This is a genomic window from Rhodopseudomonas palustris (assembly GCF_007005445.1).
Taxonomy (GTDB): Bacteria; Pseudomonadota; Alphaproteobacteria; order Rhizobiales; family Xanthobacteraceae; genus Rhodopseudomonas; species Rhodopseudomonas palustris_G.
Genome location: NZ_CP041387.1, coordinates 1,479,077 through 1,505,633, shown reverse-complemented (window position 1 = coordinate 1,505,633; position 26,557 = coordinate 1,479,077). Strand labels below are relative to the sequence as shown.

Sequence of the window (26,557 nt, the reverse complement as noted above, 5' to 3'; positions counted from 1 at the left end):
GGTTTCGTGCGTTGTGGCGTGCCGGCGGCTGCGTTATCCGTTTGGACTATCAGCACTGACATTCCCCGCGCAAAAACGCCGCCTCACGCGGCTTTTTCACGTCCCGCACGCCTCTCAAGCCGGAACTCAGCCTCATGCAGGACCGCCCCGCCAACGCGTCGCTCGACACGTCTCTCGCGCTGCACAAATTCGGCGTCGGCCAGCCGGTCCGGCGCAAAGAGGACGAAACACTGCTGCGCGGCAAGGGCCGCTACACCGACGACTGCAACCTGCCGGGCCAGTTCTACGCCGTGATGGTGCGCAGCCCGCACCCGCACGGCATCATCCGCGGCATCGGCACCGAGGCCGCCAAGGCGCTGCCGGGTGTCTGCGCGATCTACACCGGCGCCGACCTCACTGCGGCCGGCTACGCGCCGTTCAGCTCCGGCCTGCCGCTGAAGAGCCGCGACGGCACCCCGCTGAAGCAGACCCATCACGGCGCGCTGGCCACCGACAAGGTGCGCTTCGTCGGCGATCCGGTCGCGTGCGTGGTCGCCAAGACGCTGGCACAGGCGCGCGATGCCGCCGAAGCGGTCGAACTCGACATCGAGCCGCTGCCGGCCGTCACCGACGCGGACGCCGCGATGCAGCCCGGCGCGCCGCAGCTCTACGATCACATCGAGAACAACGTCGCGCTCGACTATCACTTCGGCGACACCGCAGCCGTGCACGCCGCCTTCGCCGCCGCCGCGCATGTCACCACGCTGGACATCGAGAACACCCGCGTCGCCGCGGTGCCGATGGAGCCGCGGGTCGGGCTCGCCTCCTACGATCAGCAGAACGGCCGCTACACCATCCAGGTGCCGACCCAGGGCGTTTCCGGCAACCGCAACACGCTCGCCAAATTGCTCGGCGTGCCGGCCGACAAGGTGCGGGTGCTGACCGGCCAGGTCGGCGGCTCGTTTGGAATGAAAAATATCTCCTATCCGGAGTACATCTGCATCCTGCACGCCGCCAAGGCGCTCGGCCGCCCGGTGAAATGGACCGACGAGCGCTCGACCAGCTTCCTGTCCGACAGCCAGGGCCGCGGCCAACAGATTCGCGCCGAACTGGCGCTGGATGCCGGCGGCCGTTTTCTCGCGATCCGGCTGTCCGGCACCGGCAATCTCGGCGCCCAGATCACCGGCGTCGCGCCGCTGCCGCTGTCGCTCAACACCGGCAAGAACATCGGCAGCGTGTACCGGACGCCGCTGCTCAGCGTCGATATCAAATGCGTCGTCACCAACGTCACGCTGATGGGCGCCTATCGCGGCGCCGGCCGGCCCGAAGCCAATTACTTCCTGGAGCGGCTGATCGATCGCGCCGCCGACGAGATGGGGATCGACCGCCTCACTTTGCGCAAGCGCAACTTCATCAAGCCGACGCAGATGCCGTTCACCGCCTGCTCCGGCGTCACCTACGACAGCGGCGATTTCGCCGGCGTGTTCACACAGGCGCTGGAACTGTCGGACTATGACGGCTTCGCCAGACGCAAGAAAGACGCGCGCAAGGCGGGCAAGCTCCGCGGCATCGCGGTCGGCTCGTATCTGGAAGTCACGGCCCCGCCGAACCCCGAACTCGGCAAGATCGTGTTCGAAGAAGGCGGCACGGTGCGACTGATCACCGGCACGCTCGACTACGGCCAGGGTCATGCGACGCCGTTCGCCCAGGTGCTCAGCGCGTTTCTCGGCGTGCCGTTCGAACGCATCCGGCTCGAACAGGGCGACAGCGATATCGTCCACACCGGCAACGGCACCGGCGGATCGCGCTCGATAACCGCCAGCGGCATGGCGATCGTCGAGGCGTCGCAGAAGGTGATCGCCAAGGGCAAGAGCGCCGCGGCGCATCTGCTGGAGACCGCCGAAGCCGACATCGAGTTCGAAGGTGGCCGCTTCACCGTCGCCGGCACCGACCGCAGCATCGGCATCATGGACCTGGCGCAGCGGCTGCGCGGCGCCGAGCTGCCGGACGGCGTGCCCGCCTCGCTCGACGTCGATCACACCACCGACGGCGTCCCCTCCGCCTTCCCCAACGGCTGCCACGTCGCCGAGGTCGAGATCGATCCGGACACCGGGGTCACCCGCGTGGTGCGCTACACCGCGGTCAACGATTTCGGCACCGTGGTCAATCCGATGATCGTCGCCGGTCAGCTCCATGGCGGCGTCGCCCAAGGCATCGGCCAGGCGCTGATGGAGAAGGTCTCGTACAACGCCGACGGCCAACCGATCACCGGCTCGCTGCAGGACTACGCGCTGCCACGCGCCGAGGACATCCCGCCGATGACGGTCGGCGATCACCCGGTGCCGGCCAAGACCAACCCGCTCGGCACCAAGGGCTGCGGCGAAGCCGGCTGCGCCGGCTCGCTCGCCACCATCGTCAACGCCGCGCTCGACGCGCTGAAGGATTACGGTGTGACGACCCTCGACATGCCGCTGACGCCCGAGAAGGTGTGGCGCGCGATCCATGACGCGAAGGCGAAGACGGCGGCGTAGTCCACCCCCGTCATCGCCCGGCTCGTCCGGGCGACCCAGTATCCCAGAGCGCTCGAGATTCTGGTGAGCAGCGCAAGCCGCATCCGCCCTGATTCACCATCCTCGCCCTGGGATACTGGATCCCCCGCATGCGCGAGGGATGACGGTGCTCTTCGTGGTCCCGGGCTTCGCCTTACTGCCCCTTCACCAGCGGGCAGCCGCCGTCCTTCAGCGGGCGGAAGGCCTGGTCGCCGGGGACTTCGGCGAGGACTTTGTAGTAGTCCCAAGGCGCTTTCGACTCCTCGGGCTTCTTGACCTCGAACAGGAACATCGAGTGCACCATGCGGCCGTCCTCGCGCAGGAAGCCGTTGTCGGTGAAGGCGTCGCGCACCGGCATCTCGCGCATCTTCGCCAGCACCGTCTTGGTGTCCTTGGTGCCGGCTGCTTTCACCGCCTTGAGGTAGTGCAGCGTGGCGCTGTAGGTCGCGGCCTGGTTCATGGTCGGCATCCGCTTCATCCGCTCGAAGTACTTCTTGCCGAACGCGCGGGTGCGGTCGTTGAGATCCCAGTAGTAAGCCTCGGTGATGATCAGGCCGTTGGCCATCTTCAGCCCCAGGCTGTGAATGTCGGAGATGAACATCACGATGCCGGCGAGCTTCTGGCCGCCGGTGACGATGCCGAATTCCGCAGCCTGCTTGATGGTGTTGATGGTGTCGCCGCCGCCATTGGCCATGCCGATGATCTTGGCCTTCGACGATTGCGCCTGCAGCAGGAACGACGAGAAATCGGCGTTGTTCAAGGGATGCCGCGCGCTGCCGAGGATCTTGCCGCCGGCCGCCTTCACCACCTCGCCGGTGTCGCGTTCGATCGAGTGTCCGAACAGATAGTCGGCGGTGATGAAGAACCAGGTGTCGCCGCCGTTCTTGACGATCGCCGAACCGACGGTGTGGGCGTTCGAATAGGTGTCGTAGGTCCAGTGCGCGGTGTAGGGCGAGCACGATTTGCCGGTGATGTCCGACGACGCCGCGTCGGTGACGATCATGATCTTCTCGAACTTCTTGCTCATCTCCATCGCGGCGAGCGCGGTGGCCGAGGTCGGCAGATCGACGATCATGTCGACGTTTTCGTTCTCGTACCATTTGCGCGCCAGCGACGCGGCGATGTCGGGCTTGTTCTGCACGTCCGCCGAGACGAACTCGATCGGCTTGCCGAACATCGTGCCGCCCATCTCCTCGATCGCCATCTTGGCGGCTTCGACGTTGCCCTGGCCGCCGATGTCGGAATACACCGACTGGAAATCGCCGAGCAGGCCGATCTTGAGCGGCGCCTGTTGCTGCGCGAACGCGGGCGCGCCCAGCAGCAGCGGCGCGGCGAGCAGCAGCGCTGCCGTCCGTTGAACGAGTGTCATGTTTCCTCCGGAATGATTTTTTGATTTGTTATCAGTTCGGCCGTATCGCCGGCTCCCGCGCATGAATTGATGTGCCCCCGCCCTCCTGGTTGCTGTGATCGTCGGCAAGCATTCTGGCTGCGCTCGCCCGCAAGGCGAGAGGGGCAGAACGTCGCATGACGTCGCTCGCCATCCGTCTTGCGGAATAAGTGCCTGCTATGCGGCCGCCTGCTGCCGCGGTGCGAAGATCGCGACGTGATGACAGTGCGCCACCGGCCGATCGCCGTTCGCGACGATCAGCGCGTCGAACTCGGCGAAGCGGTGGCCCTTCTTGTCGTAGTTCGCCACCACCCTGGCCCGCGCGGCGAGCACGTCGTCACCGCGCGCGGCGGCGAGCAACTGCATCTTCGAGCCAACGTGAATCCACGGCCCGAGCACGACATTGTCGACCAGCACGCGGTTCATGATCCGCTGCAGCGTGCCGGGATGGATCAGATCGGTTGCCTGATAGATCGGGTCGGTTTCGCGGATCTCGTCGAGATAGTCGCGCAGCTTCGCCCCGCCCCAGCTCACCGGCGCGGTGCCGAGCCATTGCCCGAGCGGAAACGACGACGTATCCACCGGCGGCCGGTTCGCCGCCGCTGCTGTCTCCGGATAGGCGGACAGATCGACTGCCGGCGCCCGCGCCGGCAGCGATGCCGTGCCGGTGGCGCACAGCTCGCCGCGGCTTTCGACGGCGAGCGTCACAGCCTCGCCCTGCTCCTCGCCCGTCACCGTGGCGGTCTCGCCGTCGTACACCGGCCTCACGAACCGCGCCTCGATCAGCCCACGCTCCAAAAAGTCGCGGCCCCAGCGCGCGACGGGCAGATGCATCATGTAGGCCATCACCTCGACCCCGGGCACCAGGCCGCCGGAAAAGCCGAAGCGGCGGGCCACGGTGTCGTCGTGCATCTTGTTTTCGGATTGTTTGGCGGTGTTGAAGGCGCTGACGCGCCAGGGCGCAAGCGGTGCGGCCATGGTGTCTCCCGGTTGCCCGATCTTGTTGGCGATCGTTGCCGGCGATGCTACGCCACTGCGCCGGCAACGCAAGGCCGACGCCGAAGGACCGCACACCGCCCGATGACCGACGCCCTCACCCGCATCTATGTCGACGCCGACGCCTGTCCGGTGAAGGACGAGGTGTACAAAGTGGCCGAGCGTCACCATGTTCCGGTGACGGTGGTGGCGGGCGGCTTCATCCGGGTGCCGCAGCATCCGCTGATTGAGCGCGTCGCCGCCGGTTCCGGGATGGACGCGGCCGACGACTGGATTGCGGAGCGGGTCAAACCGGGCGATATCGTGGTCACCGCCGACGTTCCGCTGGCGAGCCGCTGCGTCAAGGCCGGCGCCGAGGTGCTGGCACCGAACGGCAAGCCGTTCTCCGAACAGTCGATCGGCATGACGCTGGCGGTGCGCAATCTGATGACCGATCTGCGCTCGACCGGCGAGATCACCGGCGGCCCGCGCGCGTTCTCGCCGCGCGACCGCTCCACCTTTCTTTCGGCGCTCGACAGCGCGATCCGCCGGATCGCACGCCGCCGCGCCGCCCCGACCTGATGGACCGACCATGGCCCCGCCGCTGATTCAACTGAAAGACATCGCGCTGACCTTCGGCGGCGCCGCGCTGTTCGACGGCGTCGAACTCGCCGTCTCGGCCGGCGACCGGCTGTGCCTGATCGGCCGCAACGGCTCCGGCAAATCGACGCTTTTGAAGATCGTCGCCGGGCTGATCGAGCCCGATCGCGGCAGTCGCTTCGTGCAGCCCGGCGCCACCGTGCGCTATCTGCCGCAGGAGCCGGACTTCGCCGGCTTCGCCACCACGCTGGCTTACGTCGAGGCCGGCCTCGCGCCGGGCGACGAACACTATCAGGCCGCGTACTTGCTGGAACAACTCGGCCTGCACGGCGACGAGGACCCCGCCCATCTGTCCGGCGGCGAGGCCCGGCGCGCGGCGCTGGCGCGGATTCTGGCGCCCGATCCCGACATCCTGCTGCTCGACGAACCGACCAACCATCTCGACCTGACCACGATCGAATGGCTGGAAAACGACCTCGCCCAGCGCAGAAGCGCGATCGTGATGATCAGCCACGATCGCCGCTTCCTCAGCAATCTGTCGCGCGCCACCGCCTGGCTCGACCGCGGCGTGATCCGCCAGATCGACCGCGGCTTCTCGCAATTCGAAAGCTGGCGCGACGACGTGCTGGCCGAGGAAGAGCGGGATCAGCACAAGCTCGACCGCAAGATCGTGATGGAGGAGCACTGGCTGCGCTACGGCGTCTCCGGCCGCCGCAAGCGCAACGTCAAGCGGCTCGCCGGCCTGCACGAACTGCGCGCCCAGCGCCGCGACTATCGCGGGCCCACGGGTGCTGCGTCGCTCGCCGCGGCCGAAGCCGACAAATCCGGCAAGCTGGTGATCGAGGCCAAGGCGATCAGCAAGGCGTGGGGCGACCGCCCGATCGTCGACGGTTTCTCGATCCGGATCAATCGCGGCGACCGCATCGGCATCGTCGGCCCGAACGGCGCCGGCAAGACCACGCTGATCAGCCTGCTGACCGGCGCGATCGCGCCCGACAGCGGCAGCATCCGGCTCGGCACCAATCTCGAAATCGCCACGCTCGACCAGAGCCGCGACAGCCTCGACCCGAAAACGACGTTGTCCGACGCGCTGACCGGCGGCCGCGGCGACCAGGTGATGGTCGGCGGCAAACCGCGCCACGTCATCGGCTACATGAAGGACTTCCTGTTCACCCAGGAGCAGGCGCGCACGCCGCTGGAGGCGCTGTCGGGCGGTGAGCGCGGCCGGCTGATGCTGGCGCGCTCGCTGGCGAAACCGTCGAACCTGTTGGTGCTCGACGAGCCGACCAACGACCTCGACCTCGAAACCCTCGACGTGCTCGAGGAGATGCTCGGCGATTACGACGGCACCGTGATCCTGATCAGCCACGACCGCGACTTCCTCGACCGCGTCGTCACCTCGGTGATCGCGCCGGACGGCGACGGCAAATGGATCGAATATGCCGGCGGCTATTCCGACATGCTGGCGCAGCGCGGCGCCGATCTGACGCGGCAGCCGGCCAAGGCCGCGGCGCCCGAGCCGGCCGCTGCAAAGGCCGCGCCCTCGCCCGCCGCGGCGCCGGCGCCGAAGCGCAAGCTCAGCTTCAACGAAAAGCACGCGCTGGAAACGCTGCCCAAGACCATCGCCAAGCTGGAAGCCGAGATCGCGAACCTGCAGAAGCAACTCGACGATCCGCAGCTCTACGCCAAGGACCGCGCCAAATTCGACAAGATCTCCGCCGCGATGGCCAAGGCCCACGACGAGCATCAGGCGGCAGAGCACCGCTGGCTCGAACTGGAAATGCTGCGCGAAGAGATCGAAAGCGCGTAGCATCACCTCGTCGTTCCGGGGTGCGCGAAGCGCGAACCCGGAACCTCGATGTTGTCACCAAGAGAGATTCCGGGTTCGCCGCTGCGCGGCGCCCCGGAATGACGACAAACTCCCGTCATCGCGAGGAGTGAAGCGACGAAACATCCACCCCGAGCACTGAGTTGGATTGGTTCGCTTGGCTCGCAATGACGAGACGACCTGTTCGCCCGCGAACCACCGCGCCGCCGTTCGCGTTATCACCCCAGATATTTCGCCGCGCCCTGCCCAGCCGCCCACCCCGTCGCAAAGCAGGCGGTGAGCAGATAGCCGCCGGTCGGCGCTTCCCAGTCGAGCATTTCGCCGGCGGCGAACACGCCGGGCAGTTTGCGCAGCATGTAGTCCGCATCGATCTCGCCCCACGCGATGCCGCCGGCGGTCGAGATCGCCCTGGCGATCGGCGCGGTGCCGACCAGACGCACCGGCACGGCGTTGATCAGCGCGGCGAGGCGATCGGCGGACAGGGTCGCAAGCGCAACGCCCGATCCATGCGCGGCCTCCTGCAGCAGGCCGATGCCCGCCTGCGACAGCCCCGCGGCCTTGCGCAAATACGTCGACAGCGACTGCTTACCCTTCGGCTTCGCCAATCGCGCGGCGAGATCACCCGCTGGGAGATCAGGGCGCAGCGCGATCGACAACCTCGCTTCGCCCTCCGCCAGGACCGCATCACGCAGAGCCGCTGAAATCGCGTAGATCGCACCGCCTTCGATGCCGTCGCGCGTGATCACCGCCTCGCCGCGCACGGTGCGTGTGCCGAACGACAGCGCCACATTCTTCAGCGGCGCGCCCTGATACTTGTCCGCGAATAGCGCGGACCACTGCGCGACGAAGCCGCAATTCGCCGGCTGGAGCGGTGCGATCGTGATGCCCTCCGCGGCGAGCAGATCGCTCCAGCTCCCATCCGAGCCGAGCCGCGGCCAGCTCGCGCCGCCGAGCGCCAGTACCGTTGCCCCCGCCGCAAAGCGTCGCGGGCCTTCCGGCGTGTCGAACGACAGCCGTCCGTCGCCGTCCCAGCCGGTCCAGCGATGCCTCAGGCGAAGCTGCACGCCCAACGCATCGAGCCGACGTAGCCAGGCGCGCAGCAGCGGCGAGGCCTTCATCGCGACCGGAAACACCCGGCCGCTGGAGCCGACGAAGGTGGGCTGTCCGAGCTCGTCGGCCCAGGCACGCAGTTGCTGCGGCCCGAACGCCTCGATCGCCGGGGTCAGCCACGCCTGCGCCGCGCCGTAGCGCGTCAGGAAGTCCGGCATCGCTTCGCTGTGCGTCAGATTGAGGCCGCCGCGCCCGGCCAGCAGAAACTTCCGCGCCGGCGCGCCCATGCCGTCGAACACGGTGACGCGCGCGCCCGCCTGCGCCAATTGCTCGGCCGCCATCAGCCCGGCCGGGCCGGCGCCGATCACGGCGGCGTCGATGTCGATGATGTCAGCCACGACGGCTGGGTCCGGTGGAAATCATCCGGCGCTTATACACCAACCCGGACAGGCGCAGAGATTCCGGGTTCACGCCTTCGGCGTGCCCCGGAATGACTCGTGGAGAGGCTTCACCCCAACCACGTCGTTCCGGGGCGCTCGCGTCAGCGAGCGAACCCGGAACCTCGCTGCGACTGAGAGATTCCGGGTTCACGCCTTCGGCGTGCCCCGGAATGACTCGTGGAGACGCTTCGCCCCAAGCACGTCGTTCCGGGGCGCTCGCGCCAGCGAGCGAACCCGGAACCTCGACAAGTTCTGCGACTCTGAGATTCCGGTTCGCGCCTTCGGCGCGCCCCGGAATGACGACCGCCTTACATCTTGATGCCGAGCCTTGCGGCGGCCTGCGCGACGTATTTCTGCGTCTGCTGGAACGCGCCTTCGAGCGCCTGAGCCTTGGAGTCGTCGCTGATCTCGGCGAAGTGGGCGGCGATCGCGTCGGGGGTCCACTCCTCCTCGGGCAGGTTGATGCCTTCGGTCTCGATGATCTTGATCTGCGCGAACGAGCCGGCGCCGGCGCCGAGCGTGGTGCGGGTCGGCGCGTTGTCGCTGAGCAGGAACAGCACCGCGGGGGTGATCGCCTCCGGCTTCATCAGGGCCAGCGCCTGCGGCGGCAGCAGCTCTTCGGTCATGCGGGTCGCGGCGGTCGGCGACACGGTGTTGACACGGATGTCGGTCTTGCGGCCTTCCTGCGCCAGCACGTTCATCAAACCGACGATGCCGGCCTTCGCGGCACCGTAGTTGGCCTGGCCGAAATTGCCGAACATGCCCGACGACGAGGTGGTCAGCACGATGCGGCCGTAGTTGCGCTCCTTCATGCCGTCCCACACCGCCTTGCAGCAGTAGAACGTGCCGGCGAGATGCACGTCGATCACCTTCTGGAAGTCGCTGAGCTCCATCTTGCCGAACGACTTGTCGCGCAGGATGCCGGCGTTGGCGACCAGAAGATCGACGCTGCCCCACTCCTTGGTCGCCTTGGCGACCATCGCCTGGACCTGCTCGTAGTTCGACACGTCGGCGCCGTCGGCCATCGCGGTGCCGCCGGCCTTCCTGATCTCTTCGACCACGGTCTCGGCCGCGGTCATCGAGCCGCCGGTGCCGTCGCGCGCACCGCCGAAATCGTTCACCACCACCTTGGCGCCGAGCGCCGCGAGACCCAGCGCATGCGCGCGGCCGAGACCATTGCCCGCGCCGGTGACGATGGCGACGCGTCCGTCGAACCTGATAGCCATGTGTGTTGTTTCCCCGGATTATTGTTCGAAGTAGATCAGGCCGAGCCAGTCAGCCACGAGGGCCGAGCGCTTCTCGCCCTCGATTTCGACGTTGACGCTGGTACGCGACAACAATTCGCCCGGCTTGCGCATAGTGGCTTCAGCCAGCATGAAACGGCCGCGCACGCGCGAGCCCGCCTTCACCGGCGAAATGAAGCGCAGCCGGTCGAAGCCGTAATTGACGCCCATGGTGACGCCCTTGATGCGCGGCATCGCCTCGTAGGAGAACACGCTCAGCATCGACAGCGTCAGGAAGCCGTGGGCGATGGTGGTGCCGAACGGCGTCTCGCGCGCGGCGCGCACGGGATCGACGTGGATGAACTGCCAATCCTCGGTGCAGTCGGCGAACTGATCGATCCGCTTCTGATCGACCACGTGCCATTCCGACACCCCGATCTCGGTGCCGACCAGCTTCATATAGGCGTCGAGTTCCAGTTCAGTGGTCATTCCAACCTCGTTGTTTCGCGCTGCACATTCCACATCGCGAAACCCGCGCCAAGCGAAATCTTCGCTCGCCGCGGGCGCCGAAAATTCCGCGTTACGGGAGCAGCGCGACCCGGCCGATCGCCTTGCGGTCGATCAGCAGCCGCATGCCGCGCGCCCATTCGGTCAGCGGCACGCGATGCGAGATGTTCGGCCGCAGCACGCCCGTGGCGGCGAGTTCGAGCAGCTTGGCGGTGCGCTGCTCGCCGCGCGCCGGATCACGCCGCACCGCCTCGCCGGCGCGGACGCCGATCACGCTTGCGCCCTTCATCAGGATCAGGTTGGTGCGAGCGAGCCCGATGCCGCCGGTGAAGCCCACCACCAGCAGCCGCGCGCCCCAATTGATACAGCGCACGCTGTCTTCGAAGATCTGGCCGCCGACCGGATCGAACACCACGTCGGCGCCGCGGCCGTCGGTGATGCGCTTGACCGCATCCCGGAACGGCTCGGCACCATACAGGATGCCGTGGTCCGCGCCGCGCTGCCGCGCCACCGCGAGCTTCTCTTCGCTCGACGCCGCGGCGATCACGCATGCGCCGAGATATTTGCCGACCTCGACCGCCGCGAGCCCGACGCCGCCGCCGCCGCCGTGCACCAGCAGCACTTCGCCCGGCTGAAGCTGGCCGCGTTCGACCAGCCCGTGCCAGGCGGTGCCGTGGCCGGCCAGATAAGTCGCAGCTTCGGCGAAGTCGAAATTCGCCGGCGCCGGCGTGAGCTGTGAGGCCGCGGCCACCACCTCTTCGGCATAAGCGCCGAACCGCAGCTTGACGATGACGCGATCGCCGAGCTTCACGTTTGCAACATCAGCGCCGAGTTCGATGATCTCGCCGGCCGCTTCCATGCCGGGAATGAACGGCAGCTCCGGCTTGAGCTGATACTCGCCGGCGCACATCAGGATGTCGGGGAAGTTGATACCGGCGGCGCGGATCGCGACCCGCACCTCGCCCGGCTTCAACGCCTTGCGGTCGATCTCTTCAAGCCGCAGCGACTCGGGAGGGCCGAGTTCGCGGCACACCACAGCCTTCGGCATCAGGCGGCACCCGCCTTGCGCCGCGCCAGCGCTTCGCGCACCAGCGGCAGCCGGTCGTTGCCGAAATACATGTCGGTCTTGTCCACAAAGATCGTCGGCGAGCCGAAGCCGCCGCGCGCCATCACCTCGTCGGTGTTGTCCTTGAGCTGGTCCTTGATGCTCTGCTCGGCGATTCCGGCGAACAACGCCTTCGGGTCGAGGCCGCACCGGGTGCAGATCGCGCTCAGCACCTCGTCCTTGGAGATGTCCTGGTCGTCGCCCCAATAGGCTTCGAACACCGCGGTCGCGAACGGCACCATCGCGTCGGGCTTGTCGCGCAGCAGCCACAGACAGCCGCGCATCGCCTTGACGCTGTTCACCGGAAACACGCTGGGCGGCATCTTGATCGGAAGGCCCGCCGAGCGCGCCCAATCCGACAGGTCCTTGACCATGTAGCGCGCCTTCAGCGGCACCGGCGTCTTGCGCGATTCGTACACGCTCGGATTGACCGAGTTGAAGATGCCGCCGACCAGGATCGGCCGCCAGGAGATCTCCTCGCCCATCTCTTTCGCCAGCGGCTGGATGTTGTGGAAGGCGAGATAGGTCCAGGGACTGGAGCAATCGAAGAAGAATTCGAGCATCGGGATTTCCTCCGTTGTTGTTGATTATTGTTCGTCGTTCAAACTGATCTCGTCATTCCGGGGCGCTCGCATCAGCCCGCGAGCGACCCCAGAATCCAGTGGTTCAGAACATCTCGGGATTCCGGGTTCGCGCCTGCGGCGCGCCCCGGAATGACGGACGCGGAAGCTGTGAAGCTGGCCCCTCACTGCTGCTGCGCGCTCTGCGCCTGCGCGTCGGCGTGCGCTGGCTTGTCGACGCCGAACAGCAGCTTGCGGGCCTGCTCGTCCATCGGCTTCTTGTCCTCCTTGCCGAGGGCGAGACCGGCCTGCAGCTTGGGCCGAGTGCGCAGCGCCGCGTACCAGCGCTTCAGGTTCGGATAGTCGTCCAGCGAAAGCCCCTGCGCCTTGTGGGTCATGATCCAGGGAAAGCAGGCGATGTCGGCGATCGAGTAGTCGCCCGCAATGTGATCGCGGTCGGCCAGCCGGCGATCCAGCACGCCGTACAGCCGCTTCGCTTCGCGGCTGTAGCGGTCGATCGCGTAAGGGATCTTCTCCGGCGCATACAGCAGAAAATGGCCGTTCTGGCCGAGCATCGGCCCGAGCCCGGCCATCTGCCACATCAGCCACTGCATCACCTCGAAACGCGCCCGCGTCTCGGCCGGCATCAACTGGCCGGATTTTTCCGCCAGATAGATCAGGATCGCCCCGCTCTCGAACACCGACAGCGGCGCGCCGCCGCCCATCGGCGCATGATCGACGATCGCCGGCATCCGTCCGTTGGGGCTGAGCGCCAGAAATTCCGGCTGGTGCTGATCGCCTCGGCCGAGCTGCATCGGCACCACCTTGTAAGGCAGGCCGCACTCTTCGAGCATGATCGAGATCTTCCAGCCGTTCGGCGTCGGCGCGTAATACAGATCGATCATGGGGCGTCCTCTTGACGGGTTTGCGCCGATCCTAGCCCGGCTTCGGCCGGCTTGTCACCTCGGTCTCGCGCTGCTGTACGCCCCGCCGCGAACATGGCACAGAGGCTTCCAACCACGCCACAAGGGAGCGAACGATGCTGTTTCCGACCACGATCGCCGGCTCGTTGCCGAAGCCGGAATGGCTCGCCGAGCCCAACAAGCTGTGGGCACCGTGGAAGTCGAGCGGCGACGAGTTGGTCCGCGCCAAGCGCGACGCCACCATCCTGGCGCTGAAGCTGCAGGAGGATTACGGCGTCGACATCGTCACCGAAGGCGAGCAGGCGCGGCAGCACTTCGTGCACGGCTTCCTGGAAGCCGTCGAGGGCATCGATTTCGCCCACAAGGTCGAGATGGGCATCCGCAACGACCGCTACAAAGCGATGGTGCCACAGGTGGTGGCGCCGCTGCGGCTGAAAGGCCGCGTTCACGGCTTCGAAGGACAGATCGCGCGAGCGCATAGCACGCACAAGATCAAGTTCACCCTGCCCGGCCCGATGACGATCATCGACACCATTGCGGACCGCTACTACGGCGACCGAGTCAAGATGGCGTTCGCCTTCGCCGAGCTCTTGAACGAGGAAGCCAAGGCGCTCGCCGCCGACGGCATCGACATGATCCAGTTCGACGAGCCGGCATTCAATGTCTACATGAGCGAAGCCGCCGACTGGGGCGTCAAGGCGCTGGAACGCGCCGCCGAGGGCCTCACCTGCGCCACCGCCGTCCACATCTGCTACGGCTATGGCATCAAGGCCAACACCGATTGGAAGGAAACGCTCGGCGCCGAGTGGCGGCAATACGAGGACATCTTCCCGGCGATCGACAAGAGCGCAATCCAGCAGGTCGCGGTCGAGTGCCGCAATTCGAAAGTGCCGCTGGAACTGTTGTCGCTGCTCAAGGGCAAGATCGTGCAGGCCGGCGTCATCGACGTCGCCAGCGACGAGGTCGAAACGGCGGACGATGTCTGCGAAACCATCGAGGCGGTGATGCGCTACGTGCCGAAGAGCAACATCGTCGCCACCACCAATTGCGGCATGGCCCCGATGCGCCGCGACATTGCCGAAGCCAAGCTCGCCGCGCTCGGCAAGGGCGCCGAACTGGCGCGGGAGCGGTTCAAGTAAGCGGGGCAGTGCTAGTGCGGCAGCGGTTCAAGTAATCGGACGCGAGTGCCGTTTCACCGCCAGCCTCTCGTTCGTCACCAACCTCTCCCCGTCATTCCGGGGCGCCGCACAGCGGCGAACCCGGAATCGAGTAGTTACGAGCACAGCGCTTCACTCACGTCGAGATTCCGGGCTCGCTCGCTGCGCGAGCGCCCCGGAATGACGGGGTTAGGTTGTGCCTGCGGTCGGATGCAGTGCGGGTTGATACCCGGCTTCGAGAGCCCTTAGCGTCGATGGTGGCGTGAGCAGGACGAGACGATCCTGCAAGCCGTCGATCACCACCACTTCGGCCGGCTGATAACCCTCAAACGACCACCGCAGAAACCCGCCCCGGGTGGAAAGATAAGCAGTGCCCGCAAACGCAAGATCGCGGCCGCCGGCATCGTCGCGCTTTGCGTCCGCGACCATCGCTCCATCCGGCAACTCACCGATCGGACACGGCAGCGGATGCAGCCGCTTGGCGCGGCGGTCGAGCCGTTCGCGATGCAATGTGGCGTCGATCTGTCTGGCGCTGACTTGCTCGAGCCCGTTGCCGCGCGCCCAGGCGGCGGCGAAGGCATTCGCGTCGGTGCGGCGGCAGTAGTAGCAAGGCCGATGCCCGGCCGCGAGCGCGGTGGCCTCGTCGAGAAAGAACAGCTCGGTCCAGCTCCGCGTCGCCATCACGTCGCGGCGGCGGCCGCGGAAGTCGCAAGTACATGTGATCCACGCCGGGCTCGACCACCGCCGCTTCAGCAGCGTCCTGGTCGCCGGGTCGTGAATGATGCCGCGATTGCCGGTGAACAGCCCGCGGCTCGCCACCGCGACAATGTCACCGAACGGCGTCACGCGGTTCTGCAGCGGCATCTTGATTGAAAATGATTATAACTGCGATAGCTGCTGGTCATTTGCATAATTCGTGTAACGGTGCTCTCATTCACTGGCTCGATTATTTCTTTGAACAGGAGAGATAAATGGATTGCAAATACGTGATCGTATTCAAAAGTAAGAATGATGGCATCCGATATCCAAGCGCGACCTTCCATGATTCATATGAAGCAGCAGTGCGAGCGCTTAGACGAAAAGATCAAACGGGCGAACCCGTTGCAATTACAGTCATCGCCTGGGACGAAACGCTTCCGCTCCCCTTTGACTAGCGCCCCTACGCCGCCCCATCCTTCAGCGGCGGCTGGAAGCTGAGGCCGGTGTCCCAGGGGAAGAAGATCCAGGTGTCCTGCGACACTTCGGTGATGAAGGTATCGACCAACGGCCGCCCCTTCGGCTTGGCATAGACGGCGGCGAAATGCGCGTCGGGCAGCAGCGACCGCACCATCCGGCCGGTCTTGCCGGTGTCGACCAGGTCGTCGATGATCAGCAGGCCCTTGCCGGTGCCGCCGCCGAGCGCTGCGGTCTGATCCGACACCCCCTTGAGCACCTGCAGTTCGCCCTGCTTGTCGTGCTCGTAGCTGGCGATGCACACCGTGTCGATCACCCGCAGGCCGAGTTCGCGCGCCACGATCGCCGCCGGCACCAGACCGCCACGGGTGATGGCGATTACCGCATGAAACGGTCCGAGCTCGTTGAGCCGCCAGCTCAGCGCCCGGCAATCGCGGTGAAACTGATCCCATGACACCGGGAACGGACGCCCTGCCCGCTTCTGCTCGGTCGGTTCGCTCTGCGTCATCCATTCACTCCGACTATTCCGTCATGCGAGCACCCGGAACGGCGCTTTGCGCCGTCGGGGCACAGGCTCCGCGAAGCGATCCAGAGCACGGGGCACCCGCCTCTGGATGGCTTCCTCAACGCTCCTCGCAATCACGGGAACGACTTGTCTTGGTTCACTTCGCGGCCTGCAGCTCCGCCAGCATCTGCTTCACGGCGGTCATCGCCTGCTGCAGCTTTTCCGGATCGCGCGAACGCACCACCAGATTGGTGTTCGGCTTGCGCTCCTCGTCGAGGAACGGATAGCTGCCGATCATGGTGTCCGGATGCGCGGCGGCAATCTCACGCAGCGGGCCGCCGATGTCGCCCTCGCGGGCGTTGGCCTTCACCGTTTCCGACAGCATCCTGACGCCGGACTTCAGCCGCGGTGCGACGATATCCATCATCGCCTGCATGATTGATGGCACGCCAGCCATCACGATGACATTTCCGATCTTGAAGCCCGGCGCAATGATCGTCGCGCTCTGGATCAGCTCGGCACCATCCGGGATCCGTGCCATCCGCAGCCGCGCCTCGTTGAGTTCAGCTTCTGAAAATCGCTCGCGGAATCGGGCCACCACCTCGGGGTGACAGTCGATCCCGACCCCGAAAGCCTTGGCGACGCAGTCGGCAGTGATGTCGTCATGGGTCGGACCGATCCCGCCGGTGGTGAAGACGTAGGTGTAGCGGCACCGCAGCGCATCCAGCGCCTCAATGATCGCGTCCTCGTCGTCGGCGACCACCCGCACCTCGCGCAAATCGATCGCAATGTTGGTCAGGTATTCGGCGATGAAACCGATGTTCTTGTCCTTGGTCCGGCCGGACAGAATCTCGTCGCCAATCACCAGGATACCCGCCGTAACGATCTCGCTCATGAATGCTTCCGTTTCCCCGCTGCTACGTGCCGGCGACGGCGCTGCCTCGGGGGCGTTTGCCGCTGATTTGAGCAGCACACCGCCCGATTTGCGGGCAACATTGTGAACCCGCGGTCAAAAACCGTCCACTCCTTCCATATCGTGCTGGCCCGCCCCTTGCTACTGCTGTGTTCCATGCTGCACTCTCACGCAGCATCCTTGGGAATCAGACTGGTTTCATGGCAGTTGCGTTCGATGAAATGAACGGCCTCGGCGGCGATGTTCGCGCGGCCTATCAGGAATTGTCCCGCTGGCTCGGCGAAACGCCGCCCGAAGCCCTCACCAATCGGCGCCAGGAAGCCGAGCTGCTGTTTCGCCGCATCGGCATCACCTTCGCGGTGTATGGCGACGCCGAAGCGCAGGAGCGGCTGATCCCGTTCGACGTCATCCCGCGCATTCTGTCGGCACAGGAATGGGCGCGGATGGAACTGGGGCTGAAGCAGCGGGTGCGCGCGCTCAACATGTTCCTGCGCGACATCTATCACGGCCGCGACATCCTGCGCGCCGGCCTGATTCCGGACGACCTGATCTTCCAGAATCCGGTGTTCCGCCCGGAGATGAACGGCCAGGCGGTGCCGCACGACGTCTATGTCCACATCGCCGGGATCGACATCGTCCGGGTCGACGACGAGCACTTCTACGTGCTGGAGGACAATGCGCGCACCCCGTCGGGCGTCTCCTACATGCTGGAAAACCGCGAGATCATGATGCGGCTGTTTCCGGATCTGTTCGCCCGGCATCGCATCGCGCCGGTCGAGCGGTATCCGGACGAGCTGTTGACCGCGCTGCGCTCGGTCGCGCCGGCACATTCGTCGTCGGAACCGACGGTGGCGCTGATGACGCCCGGCGTGTTCAATTCGGCCTATTACGAGCACTCGTTCCTGGCCGACAAGCTCGGCATCGAGCTGGTCGAGGGGCGCGACCTCGTCGTCAAGAACGACGAGGTGTTCATGCGCACCACCGAAGGGCTGAAGCGGGTCGACGTGATCTATCGCCGGGTCGACGACGACTTCATCGATCCGTTGACGTTCCGGCCGGATTCGGTGCTCGGCGTGCCGGGGCTGATGTCGGCCTATCGGGCCGGCAACGTCACGCTGGCCAATGCGGTCGGCACCGGTATCGCCGACGACAAGGCAGTGTACAGCTACATGCCTGACATCGTGAAGTTTTATCTGGGCGAAGAGCCGATCCTGAAGAACGTTCCAACCTGGCGGTGCCGCGAGCCGAGCGACCTGGCCTACGTGCTCGACCATCTGTCAGAGCTGGTGGTCAAGGAAGTCCACGGTTCCGGCGGCTACGGCATGCTGATCGGCCCCACCGCCACCAAGGCGACGATCGAGGCGTTCCGCGAGAAGCTGAAGCGCGAGCCGGACGGCTTCATCGCCCAACCGACGCTCGCGCTCTCCACCTGCCCCACCTGCACCGAATCCGGCCTGGCCCCCCGCCACGTCGACCTTCGCCCATTCGTGCTCACCGGCCGCGACCGTATCACCGTGGTGCCAGGCGGCCTGACCCGCGTCGCGCTCCAGGACGGCTCGCTGGTGGTGAACTCCAGCCAGGGCGGCGGCACCAAGGACACCTGGGTGCTGGATGAGTAGGTTCGCTTCGCTTGCATCCACGAACACTGCCCTCATCCTGAGGAGCGCGCCATCGGCGCGCGTCTCGAAGGATCGGCGCCACACACCTCATGGTTCGAGACGCCCGCCGTCCCGGCGGGCTCCTCACCATGAGGGTTTGTGCGTGCGGCTACTTGGCAGCGGTCCACAACGGAAGCCTCACCTCGTGTCACCCCCCACCCCGCCCCTCCCCCGCAAGGGGGGAGGGAGAAGAAGCCGCCATGCTGTCCCGCACTGCTGAAAACCTGTTCTGGCTGTCCCGTTACGTCGAGCGCGCCGAATATCTGGCGCGGACCATCGAGGCGACGCTGCGCGTCACAGCGCTGCCCAACACCTATTCGGGCCAGGGCAACGAATGGGATTCGGCGCTGCTCACTGCCGGCGTCAGCGCCAGCTTCTATGCGCAATACGACGAGGCCAACGAGACCAACGTCGTCGAATTCCTGTCGATGTCCGCATCGAACCCCTCCTCGATTCGCAATTGCATCGAGGCGGCGCGGCTCAACGCGCGCTCGGTGCGCACCGCGCTCACCGGGGTGATGTGGGACACCATCAATTCGGCCTGGATCGAATTGCAGGAGAACTGGAGCAAGAGCGCCAAGTCCCGCGAGCAACTGACCCAGTTCCTGCGCTTCGTGCAGGAGACCTCGCTACGGTTCGACGGCTCGGCCTATCGCACCATGCTGCGCAACGATGCCTACTGGTTCTCGCGGCTCGGCGTGCATCTGGAGCGCGCCGACAACACCGCGCGGATTCTCGACGTCAAATATCACCTGCTGCTCCCCGAGGAGGAGCACGTCGGCGGCCCGCTCGACTACTATCAGTGGTCGTCGATCCTGCGCTCGGTGTCGGCGCTGACCGCCTATCACTGGGTGTATCGCGAGACCCTGAAGCCGTGGCTGATCGCGGACCTGTTGATCCTCAACGACAGCCTGCCGCGCTCGCTGGCGTCGTGCTACGGCAATCTGGTCCGCAACCTCGACCAGATCGGCGTCGCCTACGGCCGCCAGGGGCCGGCGCAGCGCCACGCCCGCGCCGTCCGCAACCGGCTGGAGCACTCCAACATGGAAGACATCTTCCAGCGCGGCGTCCACGAATTCATTCAGGAATTCATCGCCGACAACAGCAGGCTCGGCGAAATCGTCGCCAAGCAGTATCTTATCTGATCGAGCACAGGCGCGCGCTCTGGCCGCCGCCGTAACCGGACTGCCGACGCCATGCGCCTGCGCATCACCCACACGACCAACTACCGCTACGAGCCGCCCGCCACCGGGGTGATCCAGGTGCTGCGGATGACGCCGGGCAGCCACGACGGCCAATACGTCGCCGACTGGCAGATCGACATCTCCTCCGACACCCGCCTCGACATGCATTACGATGCCTTCGGCAACGTCACCCATGTTCTGACAGTCGGCACCACCGAGGATCTCACCATCACCGCCGAAGGGTTGATCGAGACCTCCGACACCGGCGGCGTGCTGAGGGGCACCGACGAACGGTTTCCGCCGCAACTGTTCCTGCGCTCGACCGAGCTGACCGAGCTGGCCCCGCCGATGCTGGCGCTGGCGCGCGAACTGCGCGGCGACGGCAGCGGCGACACCATCGCGTTCCTGCATGCGCTGATGACCGCGATCAACAAGCACATCACCTTCGACGACGATCCCACGCATTCAGGCACCACGGCGGCCGAATCCTTCGCGCTGCGCCGTGGCGTGTGCCAGGATTACGCACATGTGTTCATCGCCTGCGCCCGTGCCGGCGGCGTGCCGGCGCGGTTCGTATCCGGGCATTTTCTGCGCGCCGACGGCGTGGTGCATCAGCCCGCCGGCCACGCCTGGGCCGAAGCCCATGTGCCGGGACTCGGCTGGGTCGGGTTCGATCCGGCCAACGGCATCTGCACCACCGACGCCCACGCCCGCGTCGCGATCGGGCTCGACTATCTCGGCGCCGCGCCGGTGCGCGGCACCCGCTACGGCGGCGGCGTCGAGACCCTGACGGTGTCGGTCAAAGTCGATCAGGCCGGCCGGCAGTTTCAGTCGCAATAACCTCCGCCCTTCGGGGGCTGGACGGCCGGCGCGGATGGGCTAGTGTCCCGCGGCCGATCGGCGCTGCCGCGCCGGCACAATTCCTGTCAGACCTGTGAGCTCGAGGACGAGATGACCTATTGCTGTGGAGTGCTGGTGCGCGAGGGCCTGGTGATGGTCGCCGACACCCGCACCAATGCCGGGCTCGACAACATCTCGACCTTCCGCAAGCTGCACGTCTTCAGCAAGCCGGGCGACCGCATCCTGGCGGTGGCGAGCGCCGGCAATCTGTCGATCAGCCAGTCGGTGCTGTCCACCCTGACCGAGGGTCTGGAGAATGCCGAAACCGGCGAGCGAGAAACCCTGATCGGCGCCTCCAGCATGTTCCAGGCGGCGCAACTGATCGGCCGCGCGATCCGCCACGTCAACGCCACCGAGGCCCAGGCGCTGAAGGCCGAAGACATCAACTACGAAGTGTCGTTCCTGTTCGGCGGCCAGCTCAAGGGCGAGCGGATGCGCCTGTTCATGATCTATCCGGCCGGCAATTTCATCGAATGCACCATCGACACGCCGTATTTGCAGATCGGCGAGCACAAATACGGCAAGCCGGTGCTCGACCGGGCGATTACTTACGATGTCGAGCTGTACGAGGCCCTGAAGACCAGCCTGATCTCGATGGATTCGACGATGCGCTCCAATCTCGGCGTCGGCCTGCCGATCGACGTGCTGGTGGTGCGCACCGACGTCTGCGACGCCGACCTCAACCACCGCATCGAAGCCGGGGAGCCCTACTTCCACGACCTCCGCTCGCGCTGGTCAGCCGCGCTGCGCGCCGCCCACAAGAACATCCCGCGCCCGCCCTACAAGGATCAGGCATGACGCCGAATCCGTCGTCCCGGCGCGCAGCAAAGCGCGAACGATCAATCTCCGTCGTTGCGGTCCGCGCGCAATACGAACCCGGAATCCATATTGCCTGCGCCAGCTTCGCGGCTCGGCATCCCCGAAACGGGCTTCGTGCGCGAATGGGGATTCCGAGCCTGCGCGCTTCGGGCGCATCCCGGAATGACGGCAGCGACGGCATTATGTTCCGATGACTGCCACCGTCTCCAACTGGCGCAGCATGACTATCGCCGACCTCCCTGTCGTCAATGCGATCGCCGCGGCCGTGCATGTCGACTATCCCGAAGATCCCGCGGTGTTCGCCGAGCGGCTGACGCTGCATCCCGGCGGATGCTTCGTCCTCGACACCCCCGAGGGCGTCGGCGGTTATCTGATCAGCCATCCCTGGCATCTCGAACAGCCGCCCGCGTTGAACGAGCTTCTCGGCAGCGTTCCGTCGCCGGCTCCCACCTATTATCTGCACGATATCGCACTGTTGCCCGCTGCGCGCGGCGGCGGCGCGACGGCGGCCATTCTGGCGACGATGGCGGAACACGCGGCGACGATCGCGGACACGATCTCTCTCGTCGCAGTGGGCGGAACAGCACGTTTCTGGCAGCGTTTCGGCTTCGAACCGATCAAAAGCGAAGCACTCGCCCGCAAGCTGACGACCTACGGCGGCGAGGCCAGGTACATGCTCGGCCCGGCAGAAGCGATCCGCACCGCGTCGGCGAACCACGGGCAGCAGCGACGATCGCAATCCGTCTATCGCCGCGATTAACTCTGTCTTCCGATCACTGCCGCCTCAAGTTCAAACCGCGAAGCCTGGATGTTAGGTTGCTGGCCACCGGCCGCGGCTCGGCGCGACCGCGGAAAAGTCCACGAATCGAAGGGATCTGAGGGATGAGGAACGTGCCCGGCGCAGCGGGGCTCCGAGGTGAACGGCTGGAGATCGTACAGACTACCGAGCGTCTGCAAGAGATCGGCACGGCCTGGGAGACGTTGTGGGAGCAGTCCGGCGCGCTGGTGTTTCAGAGCCACGCCTGGGTCGCGGCATGGTGGCGCGCCGTTCCCGATCCGCAGCGGCGCGCGCTGTTCGTCGTGCTGGCCTGGCGCGACGATACGCTGGACGCAGTGATGCCGCTCGCGACCTGCAGTCTGCACGGCGTCCGCGTGCTGGAATGGGCCGCCAAGGACTATTCCGACTATTGCGACGTGCTGCTGCGTCCCGGGGTCGATACGGTCCTGATCGAGCGGATGTGGGACCACGCCAGCGCTCAGGGCGGTTTCGACGCTGCGTATCTCGGCCATCTGCTGCCCACGGCGGCCGCGACTACACTCTCTCGCCGGACGAGCCGCAGCGGTCTAATGCTGCGACCGCATCATCGTCACGCCACCAGCCTGCGCGTCGTCGGCCCTTGGGCGAACGGCCAGGCATGGTTCGACTCGCAATCCGGCAATGCGCGGCGGAACTATCGCCGCTCGCTGAAGAACCTGTCGGAAGGCGCCAATGTCGCATTCCGGCGGCTCGGCCCCGACGAGCCGCTCGGGCCGGCGCTCCAGCGCTGCGCGGAACTGAAGCGCGCGTGGTGTGCCCGCAACGGCCTGATCGCCCCGCTGTTCGACGAGGGCGCGCCGATGTTGCAGGCGCTGGCCCAGGTACTCGCCGACAAGAACCTGCTCCACATCTTCGTGCTCGAGCGCGACGGCGTCGTCGTGGCGATTACCATCAACCTGGTGCAGCACGACACCATGATGGCCTACGTCACCACCTACGACTCCGCCTTCGAGCGCAGTTCGCCGGGCTACATCCTGTTGTTCGACTACATTCGATGGGCGATCGATCACGGCGCCACCAGTATCGATTTTCTATGCGGCGACGAGGACTACAAATATCGCTTCGCCAATCGGCAGGTGACGCTGGCGTCGTTCGTCGGCGGACGCACCTTGCTGGGCAAGGCGGCGCTGCTGTCAGACCGCGCCTGGCACGCTCTCCAGACCTATCGCAGCCGACATCGGCGCCCCGCTTCGAAGGCAGCGTCACGGGAAAGCGGCGAACGCGACGGCACCGAAAAGGTCGCCGAACGCTGACCGCGTCGGCTTGTTGCGGCCGCGGAGTGGCTTTACGGTAAGCGCCTCATCGCAACGACAGAAACTTCCGGGAGACGCCGATGTCCGCCACCAAGATCGCAATCGTCACCGGTGCCGGCACCGGCGTCGGCCGTGCCGCGGCGCTGGCGCTGATGCAGGGCGGCTTCGCCGTGGTGCTGGCCGGTCGCCGGCTCGAACTGCTGAACGAAACCCAGAAGCTCGGAGCCCAGCTCGGGGAGAGCCTTCCAGTCGTCGCCGACATGGCCGATCCGGCGTCGATCGCCGCGCTGTTCGACACCACCGTGCAGCGCTACGGCCGGCTCGATGTGCTGTTCAACAATGCCGGGATCGGCGCGCCGCCGGTGCCGTTCGAGGATCTGCCGCTGGAGCAATGGCAGGCGGTGGTGACGACCAACCTCACCGCGCCGTTCCTGTGCACCCAGCACGCGTTCCGGATCATGAAGGACCAGACCCCGCGCGGCGGCCGCATCATCAACAACGGCTCGATCTCGGCGCACGCGCCGCGGCCGTTCTCGGCCGCCTACACCGCAACCAAGCACGCCATCAGCGGCCTGACCAAGGCCAGCAATCTCGACGGCCGCGCCTACGACATCGCGGTCGGCCAGATCGACATCGGCAACGCCGCCACCCCGATGACCGACCGCATGGTCAGTGGCCCCGGCGCGCTGCAGCCGGACGGCTCGACCCGGCACGAGCCGCGGATGGACGCCAAGGCGGTCGGCGATGCGGTGGCCTATATGGCCGGCCTGCCGCTCGACGCCAACGTGCTGTTCATGACAGTGATGGCGACCAAGATGCCGTTCGTCGGACGCGGCTGAGCCGCGCCCTCCAGAACGATTATCAGCTTCTCAGATAGTTGCCGGTGCAAGGACGGCCGCCGGCTACCAATCCGCATGGAAGCTCCCACTCAGGATGTGGTGGATCGTTGCATTCGGCGAATATTGAATTGATAAGGATATCGGCAGCGAGAACCTCATTCGGGGGCGCAGATGCGGGAATCGTTCAAGACCGTTCGGGCACTGGGACTGCTCGGTCTTTTGGCCGGCATCGTGCTGATCGCAGGCGTCGCGCCGCCGCGGGCCGACGACACCGCCGAGACGTTGCGCCTCGCGGTCGGCGGCGAGGCCAGCTTCAGCCTGAAAGAGAATCCCTCGACCGGCTATCGCTGGCACCTCGACACCAAAGCGAGCCGCAATCTCGATCTGATCGAGATTTCCGACGCCGGCTACCGCCAGGGCGGCGGCGACGTCGTGCACCAGCCGATGGTCGGCGTCCCCGGCACCCGGTCGTTCCGCATCGTCGCGCGCAAGGATGGCACCGCCACCGCGGTGTTCGATTACTTGCGCGACTGGGAGAACCAGGCGCCGGCGCAGCGCCACACCGTCACGGTCGAGATCGCCCCGCGCTGACCCGCAGCTATGCGCCGCCGGTGCGGATGAAATCAGCCACCTGCGGGTTGCTGCGCAGCTCGGCGAGGTCGTCCGCCGTCGGCAGTTGCGGCCGGTCGCGCGCGACGTTGACGACGCAGAGAAAGCCGAGGCAGTCGCCGCGGTTGGCGCGGAACTGATGCCAGGTCATCGGCGGGATGAACACCAGATCGCCCTGCCCGACATCACTGATCACCTCGCCGACCAGGCACTGACCGCGTCCGCGATGGATCATCACCGCATGCACATGGGCGTGGCGCTCCAGCGTCGAGTAGCCGCCCTCGGCGACTTCGAAGTAACGCCACTCGCAGGCGAGGTTCGGATCGGCGAACAGCAACTGCCGGGTGATGTCCTGAAACGGCGCCTCGGCGGTCTGCTTGTACGGCATCACCGCGACATCATCCCAGCGACCCGGCGCAGTCTGGGCGCGAACACCAACGCGTTCACCCGCGGCCGGATGCGGCACCGCTGCGTTGTCATTGGCCATGGCTTGCCACCTCCGCGGTGAAACGAGCTGCCTGCTCGGTCAGGTGTTCGCCGGCGGCCAGCAGGCTGCCGCCGATCAGCAGCATCACGTCGGAGCCGTAGAATGCCAGCAGTGCGGCGATCCGATCAATCGCGATGCCGCCGGCCGGTACCGGCAGGCACGGCTTCAGATCGTGCCGGTCGCGCCGCGCCGCCTCCGCCAGCGCGCGGCAGGTGCCCGGCGCATAGGCGAACCGGCCGCCATGATGCGGGAAGATCGTCGCGTCGGCGCCGAGCAGCCGGAACAGCTTGCCGAGCAGCAGATCGGGCGCGATCCGCTGCGCGCCGGCCAGCGACGGATGCGCCAGCACGATCAAGCCTGCGGCCTCTTTGGCCACCAGATGGAAATTCGCCAGCCCGACGACCATCGGCATCAGCATCACCGCCGGCAGCTCTTCGCGACGAACAATGTCGAGCTGCCGCCGCATGTCGTCGAGCGAGCCCGAGACGTGCGGCGCGTACAGCGTGGTGGCGCCGCGCGAGTCGCTGGCCTGGCGCAGCGCGGCGGCGACCGCGGGCACCCGCGCGGCGAACGGACTGAAGGCCTGGTCGGCGATGCCGTGGTCGTCCTTGATCAGGTCGATGCCGCCGAGCGCCAACCGGTGCGCAAGACTCGCCAGCGCTTCCGGTGGCAGCCCCTGCGGCTTCAGCGCCGACGCGGTCAGCGCCCGCCGCGGAACCCCGAGCCGGGCGCGAATACCGCCAATGCCGAACTTCGGCCCGCCGAACGCGGCCGGATAGCCAGGCGGCAGCTCGACGTCGGCCAGCGTCACGTCGGGCAGGATCGAACTGTTGCCGAACAGCATGTTGATGAGCTGCCCGGGCTCGGCCGGCGCGGTTGCACTCGCCAGGCTGATCCGCACCGCGAAACGCGCTTCGTCGATCGGCTCGATCGCTTCGACCCGGCCGAGGATCTCGTCGTGGATGCGCTGCTCCGTCACCGCCGCTAGCGGGCACTCGACGCTCTGCTCGATCGCCAGCGCCTCGGCGCGCGCAGCGATCTCTGCCGGGGCCGCGGCGACCTGATAGGTGACAACGATCCGTTCGTTCATCTTCGGTCCATGCAATCACGCCCGAGG

General features: G+C 66.4%; 25 protein-coding genes. 12 read left to right on the top strand and 13 right to left on the bottom strand.

Annotation, left to right across the window (positions count from 1 at the left end; translation table 11 throughout):
- Positions 1 to 134: 134 nt before the first annotated feature.
- On the top strand, positions 135 to 2,510 hold the full coding sequence (locus tag FLL57_RS06845) for a xanthine dehydrogenase family protein molybdopterin-binding subunit (RefSeq protein WP_142882482.1): 2,376 nt from the start codon (positions 135 to 137) through the stop codon (positions 2,508 to 2,510).
- Between the two features lie 172 nt (positions 2,511 to 2,682).
- Here FLL57_RS06845 and FLL57_RS06840 read toward each other — a convergent pair whose 3' ends face one another.
- Together FLL57_RS06840 and FLL57_RS06835 are read right to left on the bottom strand one after the other, a co-directional pair.
- Positions 2,683 to 3,897, bottom strand: coding sequence for an ABC transporter substrate-binding protein (locus FLL57_RS06840; RefSeq protein ID WP_142882481.1), 1,215 nt, complete (start codon positions 3,895 to 3,897; stop codon positions 2,683 to 2,685).
- Between the two features lie 195 nt (positions 3,898 to 4,092).
- Positions 4,093 to 4,893 carry a hypothetical protein gene (locus FLL57_RS06835; RefSeq protein WP_142882480.1) on the bottom strand — a complete coding sequence of 267 codons (801 nt, stop codon included), beginning with the start codon at positions 4,891 to 4,893 and terminating at the stop codon, positions 4,093 to 4,095.
- Positions 4,894 to 4,995: 102 nt separating this feature from the next.
- Between FLL57_RS06835 and FLL57_RS06830 the strand changes: the two genes are divergently transcribed.
- Positions 4,996 to 5,472 (top strand): YaiI/YqxD family protein, encoded by a 477-nt coding sequence (locus tag FLL57_RS06830; RefSeq protein ID WP_142882479.1) that lies wholly within the window; start codon positions 4,996 to 4,998, stop codon positions 5,470 to 5,472.
- A 10-nt stretch (positions 5,473 to 5,482) separates the two neighbouring features.
- Positions 5,483 to 7,300 (top strand): ABC-F family ATP-binding cassette domain-containing protein, encoded by a 1,818-nt coding sequence (locus FLL57_RS06825; protein WP_142882478.1) that lies wholly within the window; start codon positions 5,483 to 5,485, stop codon positions 7,298 to 7,300.
- A gap of 236 nt (positions 7,301 to 7,536) precedes the next feature.
- On the opposite strand, the gene FLL57_RS06820 is transcribed toward FLL57_RS06825, so the two are convergent.
- The 6 genes from FLL57_RS06820 to FLL57_RS06795 all read right to left on the bottom strand — a co-directional run bounded on the left by FLL57_RS06820 (position 7,537) and on the right by FLL57_RS06795 (position 13,108).
- Entirely contained in the window at positions 7,537 to 8,766 is a 1,230-nt protein-coding gene (locus FLL57_RS06820) for an NAD(P)/FAD-dependent oxidoreductase (protein ID WP_142882477.1), read from the bottom strand.
- A gap of 350 nt (positions 8,767 to 9,116) precedes the next feature.
- On the bottom strand, positions 9,117 to 10,034 hold the full coding sequence (locus FLL57_RS06815; protein WP_013503021.1) for an SDR family NAD(P)-dependent oxidoreductase: 918 nt from the start codon (positions 10,032 to 10,034) through the stop codon (positions 9,117 to 9,119).
- Positions 10,035 to 10,052: 18 nt separating this feature from the next.
- The gene (locus FLL57_RS06810) at positions 10,053 to 10,520 is read right to left on the bottom strand and encodes a MaoC family dehydratase (protein WP_114358114.1); all 468 of its coding nucleotides are present in this window, start codon (positions 10,518 to 10,520) and stop codon (positions 10,053 to 10,055) included.
- A gap of 91 nt (positions 10,521 to 10,611) precedes the next feature.
- A complete protein-coding gene (locus tag FLL57_RS06805; protein WP_142882476.1) occupies positions 10,612 to 11,586 on the bottom strand; it encodes an NADPH:quinone oxidoreductase family protein in 975 nt (324 codons plus the stop codon).
- The gene (locus FLL57_RS06800) at positions 11,586 to 12,206 is read right to left on the bottom strand and encodes a 2-hydroxychromene-2-carboxylate isomerase (RefSeq protein WP_142882475.1); all 621 of its coding nucleotides are present in this window, start codon (positions 12,204 to 12,206) and stop codon (positions 11,586 to 11,588) included. Before FLL57_RS06800 ends, FLL57_RS06805 begins: the two co-directional genes overlap by 1 nt.
- 182 nt (positions 12,207 to 12,388) lie before the next feature.
- The gene (locus FLL57_RS06795) at positions 12,389 to 13,108 is read right to left on the bottom strand and encodes a glutathione S-transferase N-terminal domain-containing protein (RefSeq protein ID WP_142882474.1); all 720 of its coding nucleotides are present in this window, start codon (positions 13,106 to 13,108) and stop codon (positions 12,389 to 12,391) included.
- Between the two features lie 134 nt (positions 13,109 to 13,242).
- Here FLL57_RS06795 and FLL57_RS06790 point away from each other — a divergent pair, with 134 nt between their 5' ends.
- Complete coding sequence (locus FLL57_RS06790) at positions 13,243 to 14,265, top strand: methionine synthase (protein WP_013503026.1); 1,023 nt, start codon at positions 13,243 to 13,245, stop codon at positions 14,263 to 14,265.
- Positions 14,266 to 14,472: 207 nt separating this feature from the next.
- Here FLL57_RS06790 and FLL57_RS06785 read toward each other — a convergent pair whose 3' ends face one another.
- From FLL57_RS06785 to FLL57_RS06775, 3 genes are all read right to left on the bottom strand, one after another.
- A complete protein-coding gene (locus FLL57_RS06785; protein ID WP_142882473.1) occupies positions 14,473 to 15,147 on the bottom strand; it encodes a hypothetical protein in 675 nt (224 codons plus the stop codon).
- 295 nt (positions 15,148 to 15,442) lie between these two features.
- Complete coding sequence (gpt, locus tag FLL57_RS06780; protein WP_047309691.1) at positions 15,443 to 15,964, bottom strand: xanthine phosphoribosyltransferase; 522 nt, start codon at positions 15,962 to 15,964, stop codon at positions 15,443 to 15,445.
- 154 nt (positions 15,965 to 16,118) lie between these two features.
- On the bottom strand, positions 16,119 to 16,856 hold the full coding sequence (locus FLL57_RS06775) for a competence/damage-inducible protein A (RefSeq protein WP_142882472.1): 738 nt from the start codon (positions 16,854 to 16,856) through the stop codon (positions 16,119 to 16,121).
- Positions 16,857 to 17,074: 218 nt separating this feature from the next.
- On the opposite strand from FLL57_RS06775, the gene FLL57_RS06770 reads away from it, so the two are divergent.
- From FLL57_RS06770 to FLL57_RS06735, 8 genes are all read left to right on the top strand, one after another.
- Complete coding sequence (locus FLL57_RS06770) at positions 17,075 to 18,493, top strand: circularly permuted type 2 ATP-grasp protein (RefSeq protein WP_013503030.1); 1,419 nt, start codon at positions 17,075 to 17,077, stop codon at positions 18,491 to 18,493.
- A 239-nt stretch (positions 18,494 to 18,732) separates the two neighbouring features.
- Positions 18,733 to 19,677, top strand: a complete 945-nt coding sequence (locus tag FLL57_RS06765) for an alpha-E domain-containing protein (protein ID WP_142882471.1) — start codon at positions 18,733 to 18,735, stop codon at positions 19,675 to 19,677.
- Positions 19,678 to 19,728: 51 nt separating this feature from the next.
- Complete coding sequence (locus tag FLL57_RS06760) at positions 19,729 to 20,556, top strand: transglutaminase family protein (protein WP_047307538.1); 828 nt, start codon at positions 19,729 to 19,731, stop codon at positions 20,554 to 20,556.
- Positions 20,557 to 20,667: 111 nt separating this feature from the next.
- On the top strand, positions 20,668 to 21,414 hold the full coding sequence (locus tag FLL57_RS06755) for a peptidase (RefSeq protein WP_013503033.1): 747 nt from the start codon (positions 20,668 to 20,670) through the stop codon (positions 21,412 to 21,414).
- A gap of 211 nt (positions 21,415 to 21,625) precedes the next feature.
- Complete coding sequence (locus tag FLL57_RS06750) at positions 21,626 to 22,195, top strand: GNAT family N-acetyltransferase (RefSeq protein WP_142882470.1); 570 nt, start codon at positions 21,626 to 21,628, stop codon at positions 22,193 to 22,195.
- A 122-nt stretch (positions 22,196 to 22,317) separates the two neighbouring features.
- Positions 22,318 to 23,505 carry a GNAT family N-acetyltransferase gene (locus tag FLL57_RS06745; protein ID WP_047307536.1) on the top strand — a complete coding sequence of 396 codons (1,188 nt, stop codon included), beginning with the start codon at positions 22,318 to 22,320 and terminating at the stop codon, positions 23,503 to 23,505.
- Positions 23,506 to 23,585: 80 nt separating this feature from the next.
- Positions 23,586 to 24,344 (top strand): SDR family oxidoreductase, encoded by a 759-nt coding sequence (locus tag FLL57_RS06740; protein ID WP_142882469.1) that lies wholly within the window; start codon positions 23,586 to 23,588, stop codon positions 24,342 to 24,344.
- Between the two features lie 171 nt (positions 24,345 to 24,515).
- A complete protein-coding gene (locus tag FLL57_RS06735; RefSeq protein WP_047307535.1) occupies positions 24,516 to 24,935 on the top strand; it encodes a protease inhibitor I42 family protein in 420 nt (139 codons plus the stop codon).
- A 7-nt stretch (positions 24,936 to 24,942) separates the two neighbouring features.
- Here the strand turns inward: FLL57_RS06735 and FLL57_RS06730 are convergent, their stop codons facing one another.
- On the bottom strand, positions 24,943 to 25,440 hold the full coding sequence (locus FLL57_RS06730) for a cupin domain-containing protein (protein ID WP_142882468.1): 498 nt from the start codon (positions 25,438 to 25,440) through the stop codon (positions 24,943 to 24,945).
- The gene (locus tag FLL57_RS06725; RefSeq protein WP_142882467.1) at positions 25,430 to 26,530 is read right to left on the bottom strand and encodes a RuBisCO large subunit C-terminal-like domain-containing protein; all 1,101 of its coding nucleotides are present in this window, start codon (positions 26,528 to 26,530) and stop codon (positions 25,430 to 25,432) included. The genes FLL57_RS06730 and FLL57_RS06725 overlap by 11 nt, the downstream gene beginning before the upstream one ends.
- Positions 26,531 to 26,557 lie beyond the last annotated feature (27 nt).

Excerpts from the sequence above, each read along its gene's own strand:
- FLL57_RS06730 (WP_142882468.1), bottom strand. The coding sequence starts at position 25,440 with ATGGCCAATGACAACGCAGCGGTGCCGCATCCGGCCGCGGGTGAACGC.
- FLL57_RS06785 (WP_142882473.1), bottom strand. The coding sequence starts at position 15,147 with ATGCCGCTGCAGAACCGCGTGACGCCGTTCGGTGACATTGTCGCGGTG.
- FLL57_RS06825 (WP_142882478.1), top strand. The coding sequence starts at position 5,483 with ATGGCCCCGCCGCTGATTCAACTGAAAGACATCGCGCTGACCTTCGGC.
- FLL57_RS06830 (WP_142882479.1), top strand. The coding sequence starts at position 4,996 with ATGACCGACGCCCTCACCCGCATCTATGTCGACGCCGACGCCTGTCCG.
- FLL57_RS06835 (WP_142882480.1), bottom strand. The coding sequence starts at position 4,893 with ATGGCCGCACCGCTTGCGCCCTGGCGCGTCAGCGCCTTCAACACCGCC.
- FLL57_RS06770 (WP_013503030.1), top strand. The coding sequence starts at position 17,075 with ATGGCAGTTGCGTTCGATGAAATGAACGGCCTCGGCGGCGATGTTCGC.
- FLL57_RS06750 (WP_142882470.1), top strand. The coding sequence starts at position 21,626 with ATGACTGCCACCGTCTCCAACTGGCGCAGCATGACTATCGCCGACCTC.
- FLL57_RS06755 (WP_013503033.1), top strand. The coding sequence starts at position 20,668 with ATGACCTATTGCTGTGGAGTGCTGGTGCGCGAGGGCCTGGTGATGGTC.
- FLL57_RS06840 (WP_142882481.1), bottom strand. The coding sequence starts at position 3,897 with ATGACACTCGTTCAACGGACGGCAGCGCTGCTGCTCGCCGCGCCGCTG.
- gpt (WP_047309691.1), bottom strand. The coding sequence starts at position 15,964 with ATGACGCAGAGCGAACCGACCGAGCAGAAGCGGGCAGGGCGTCCGTTC.
- FLL57_RS06795 (WP_142882474.1), bottom strand. The coding sequence starts at position 13,108 with ATGATCGATCTGTATTACGCGCCGACGCCGAACGGCTGGAAGATCTCG.
- FLL57_RS06760 (WP_047307538.1), top strand. The coding sequence starts at position 19,729 with ATGCGCCTGCGCATCACCCACACGACCAACTACCGCTACGAGCCGCCC.
- FLL57_RS06775 (WP_142882472.1), bottom strand. The coding sequence starts at position 16,856 with ATGAGCGAGATCGTTACGGCGGGTATCCTGGTGATTGGCGACGAGATT.
- FLL57_RS06845 (WP_142882482.1), top strand. The coding sequence starts at position 135 with ATGCAGGACCGCCCCGCCAACGCGTCGCTCGACACGTCTCTCGCGCTG.
- FLL57_RS06815 (WP_013503021.1), bottom strand. The coding sequence starts at position 10,034 with ATGGCTATCAGGTTCGACGGACGCGTCGCCATCGTCACCGGCGCGGGC.
- FLL57_RS06735 (WP_047307535.1), top strand. The coding sequence starts at position 24,516 with ATGCGGGAATCGTTCAAGACCGTTCGGGCACTGGGACTGCTCGGTCTT.
- FLL57_RS06765 (WP_142882471.1), top strand. The coding sequence starts at position 18,733 with ATGCTGTCCCGCACTGCTGAAAACCTGTTCTGGCTGTCCCGTTACGTC.
- FLL57_RS06805 (WP_142882476.1), bottom strand. The coding sequence starts at position 11,586 with ATGCCGAAGGCTGTGGTGTGCCGCGAACTCGGCCCTCCCGAGTCGCTG.
- FLL57_RS06745 (WP_047307536.1), top strand. The coding sequence starts at position 22,318 with ATGAGGAACGTGCCCGGCGCAGCGGGGCTCCGAGGTGAACGGCTGGAG.
- FLL57_RS06800 (WP_142882475.1), bottom strand. The coding sequence starts at position 12,206 with ATGCTCGAATTCTTCTTCGATTGCTCCAGTCCCTGGACCTATCTCGCC.
- FLL57_RS06810 (WP_114358114.1), bottom strand. The coding sequence starts at position 10,520 with ATGACCACTGAACTGGAACTCGACGCCTATATGAAGCTGGTCGGCACC.
- FLL57_RS06790 (WP_013503026.1), top strand. The coding sequence starts at position 13,243 with ATGCTGTTTCCGACCACGATCGCCGGCTCGTTGCCGAAGCCGGAATGG.
- FLL57_RS06725 (WP_142882467.1), bottom strand. The coding sequence starts at position 26,530 with ATGAACGAACGGATCGTTGTCACCTATCAGGTCGCCGCGGCCCCGGCA.
- FLL57_RS06740 (WP_142882469.1), top strand. The coding sequence starts at position 23,586 with ATGTCCGCCACCAAGATCGCAATCGTCACCGGTGCCGGCACCGGCGTC.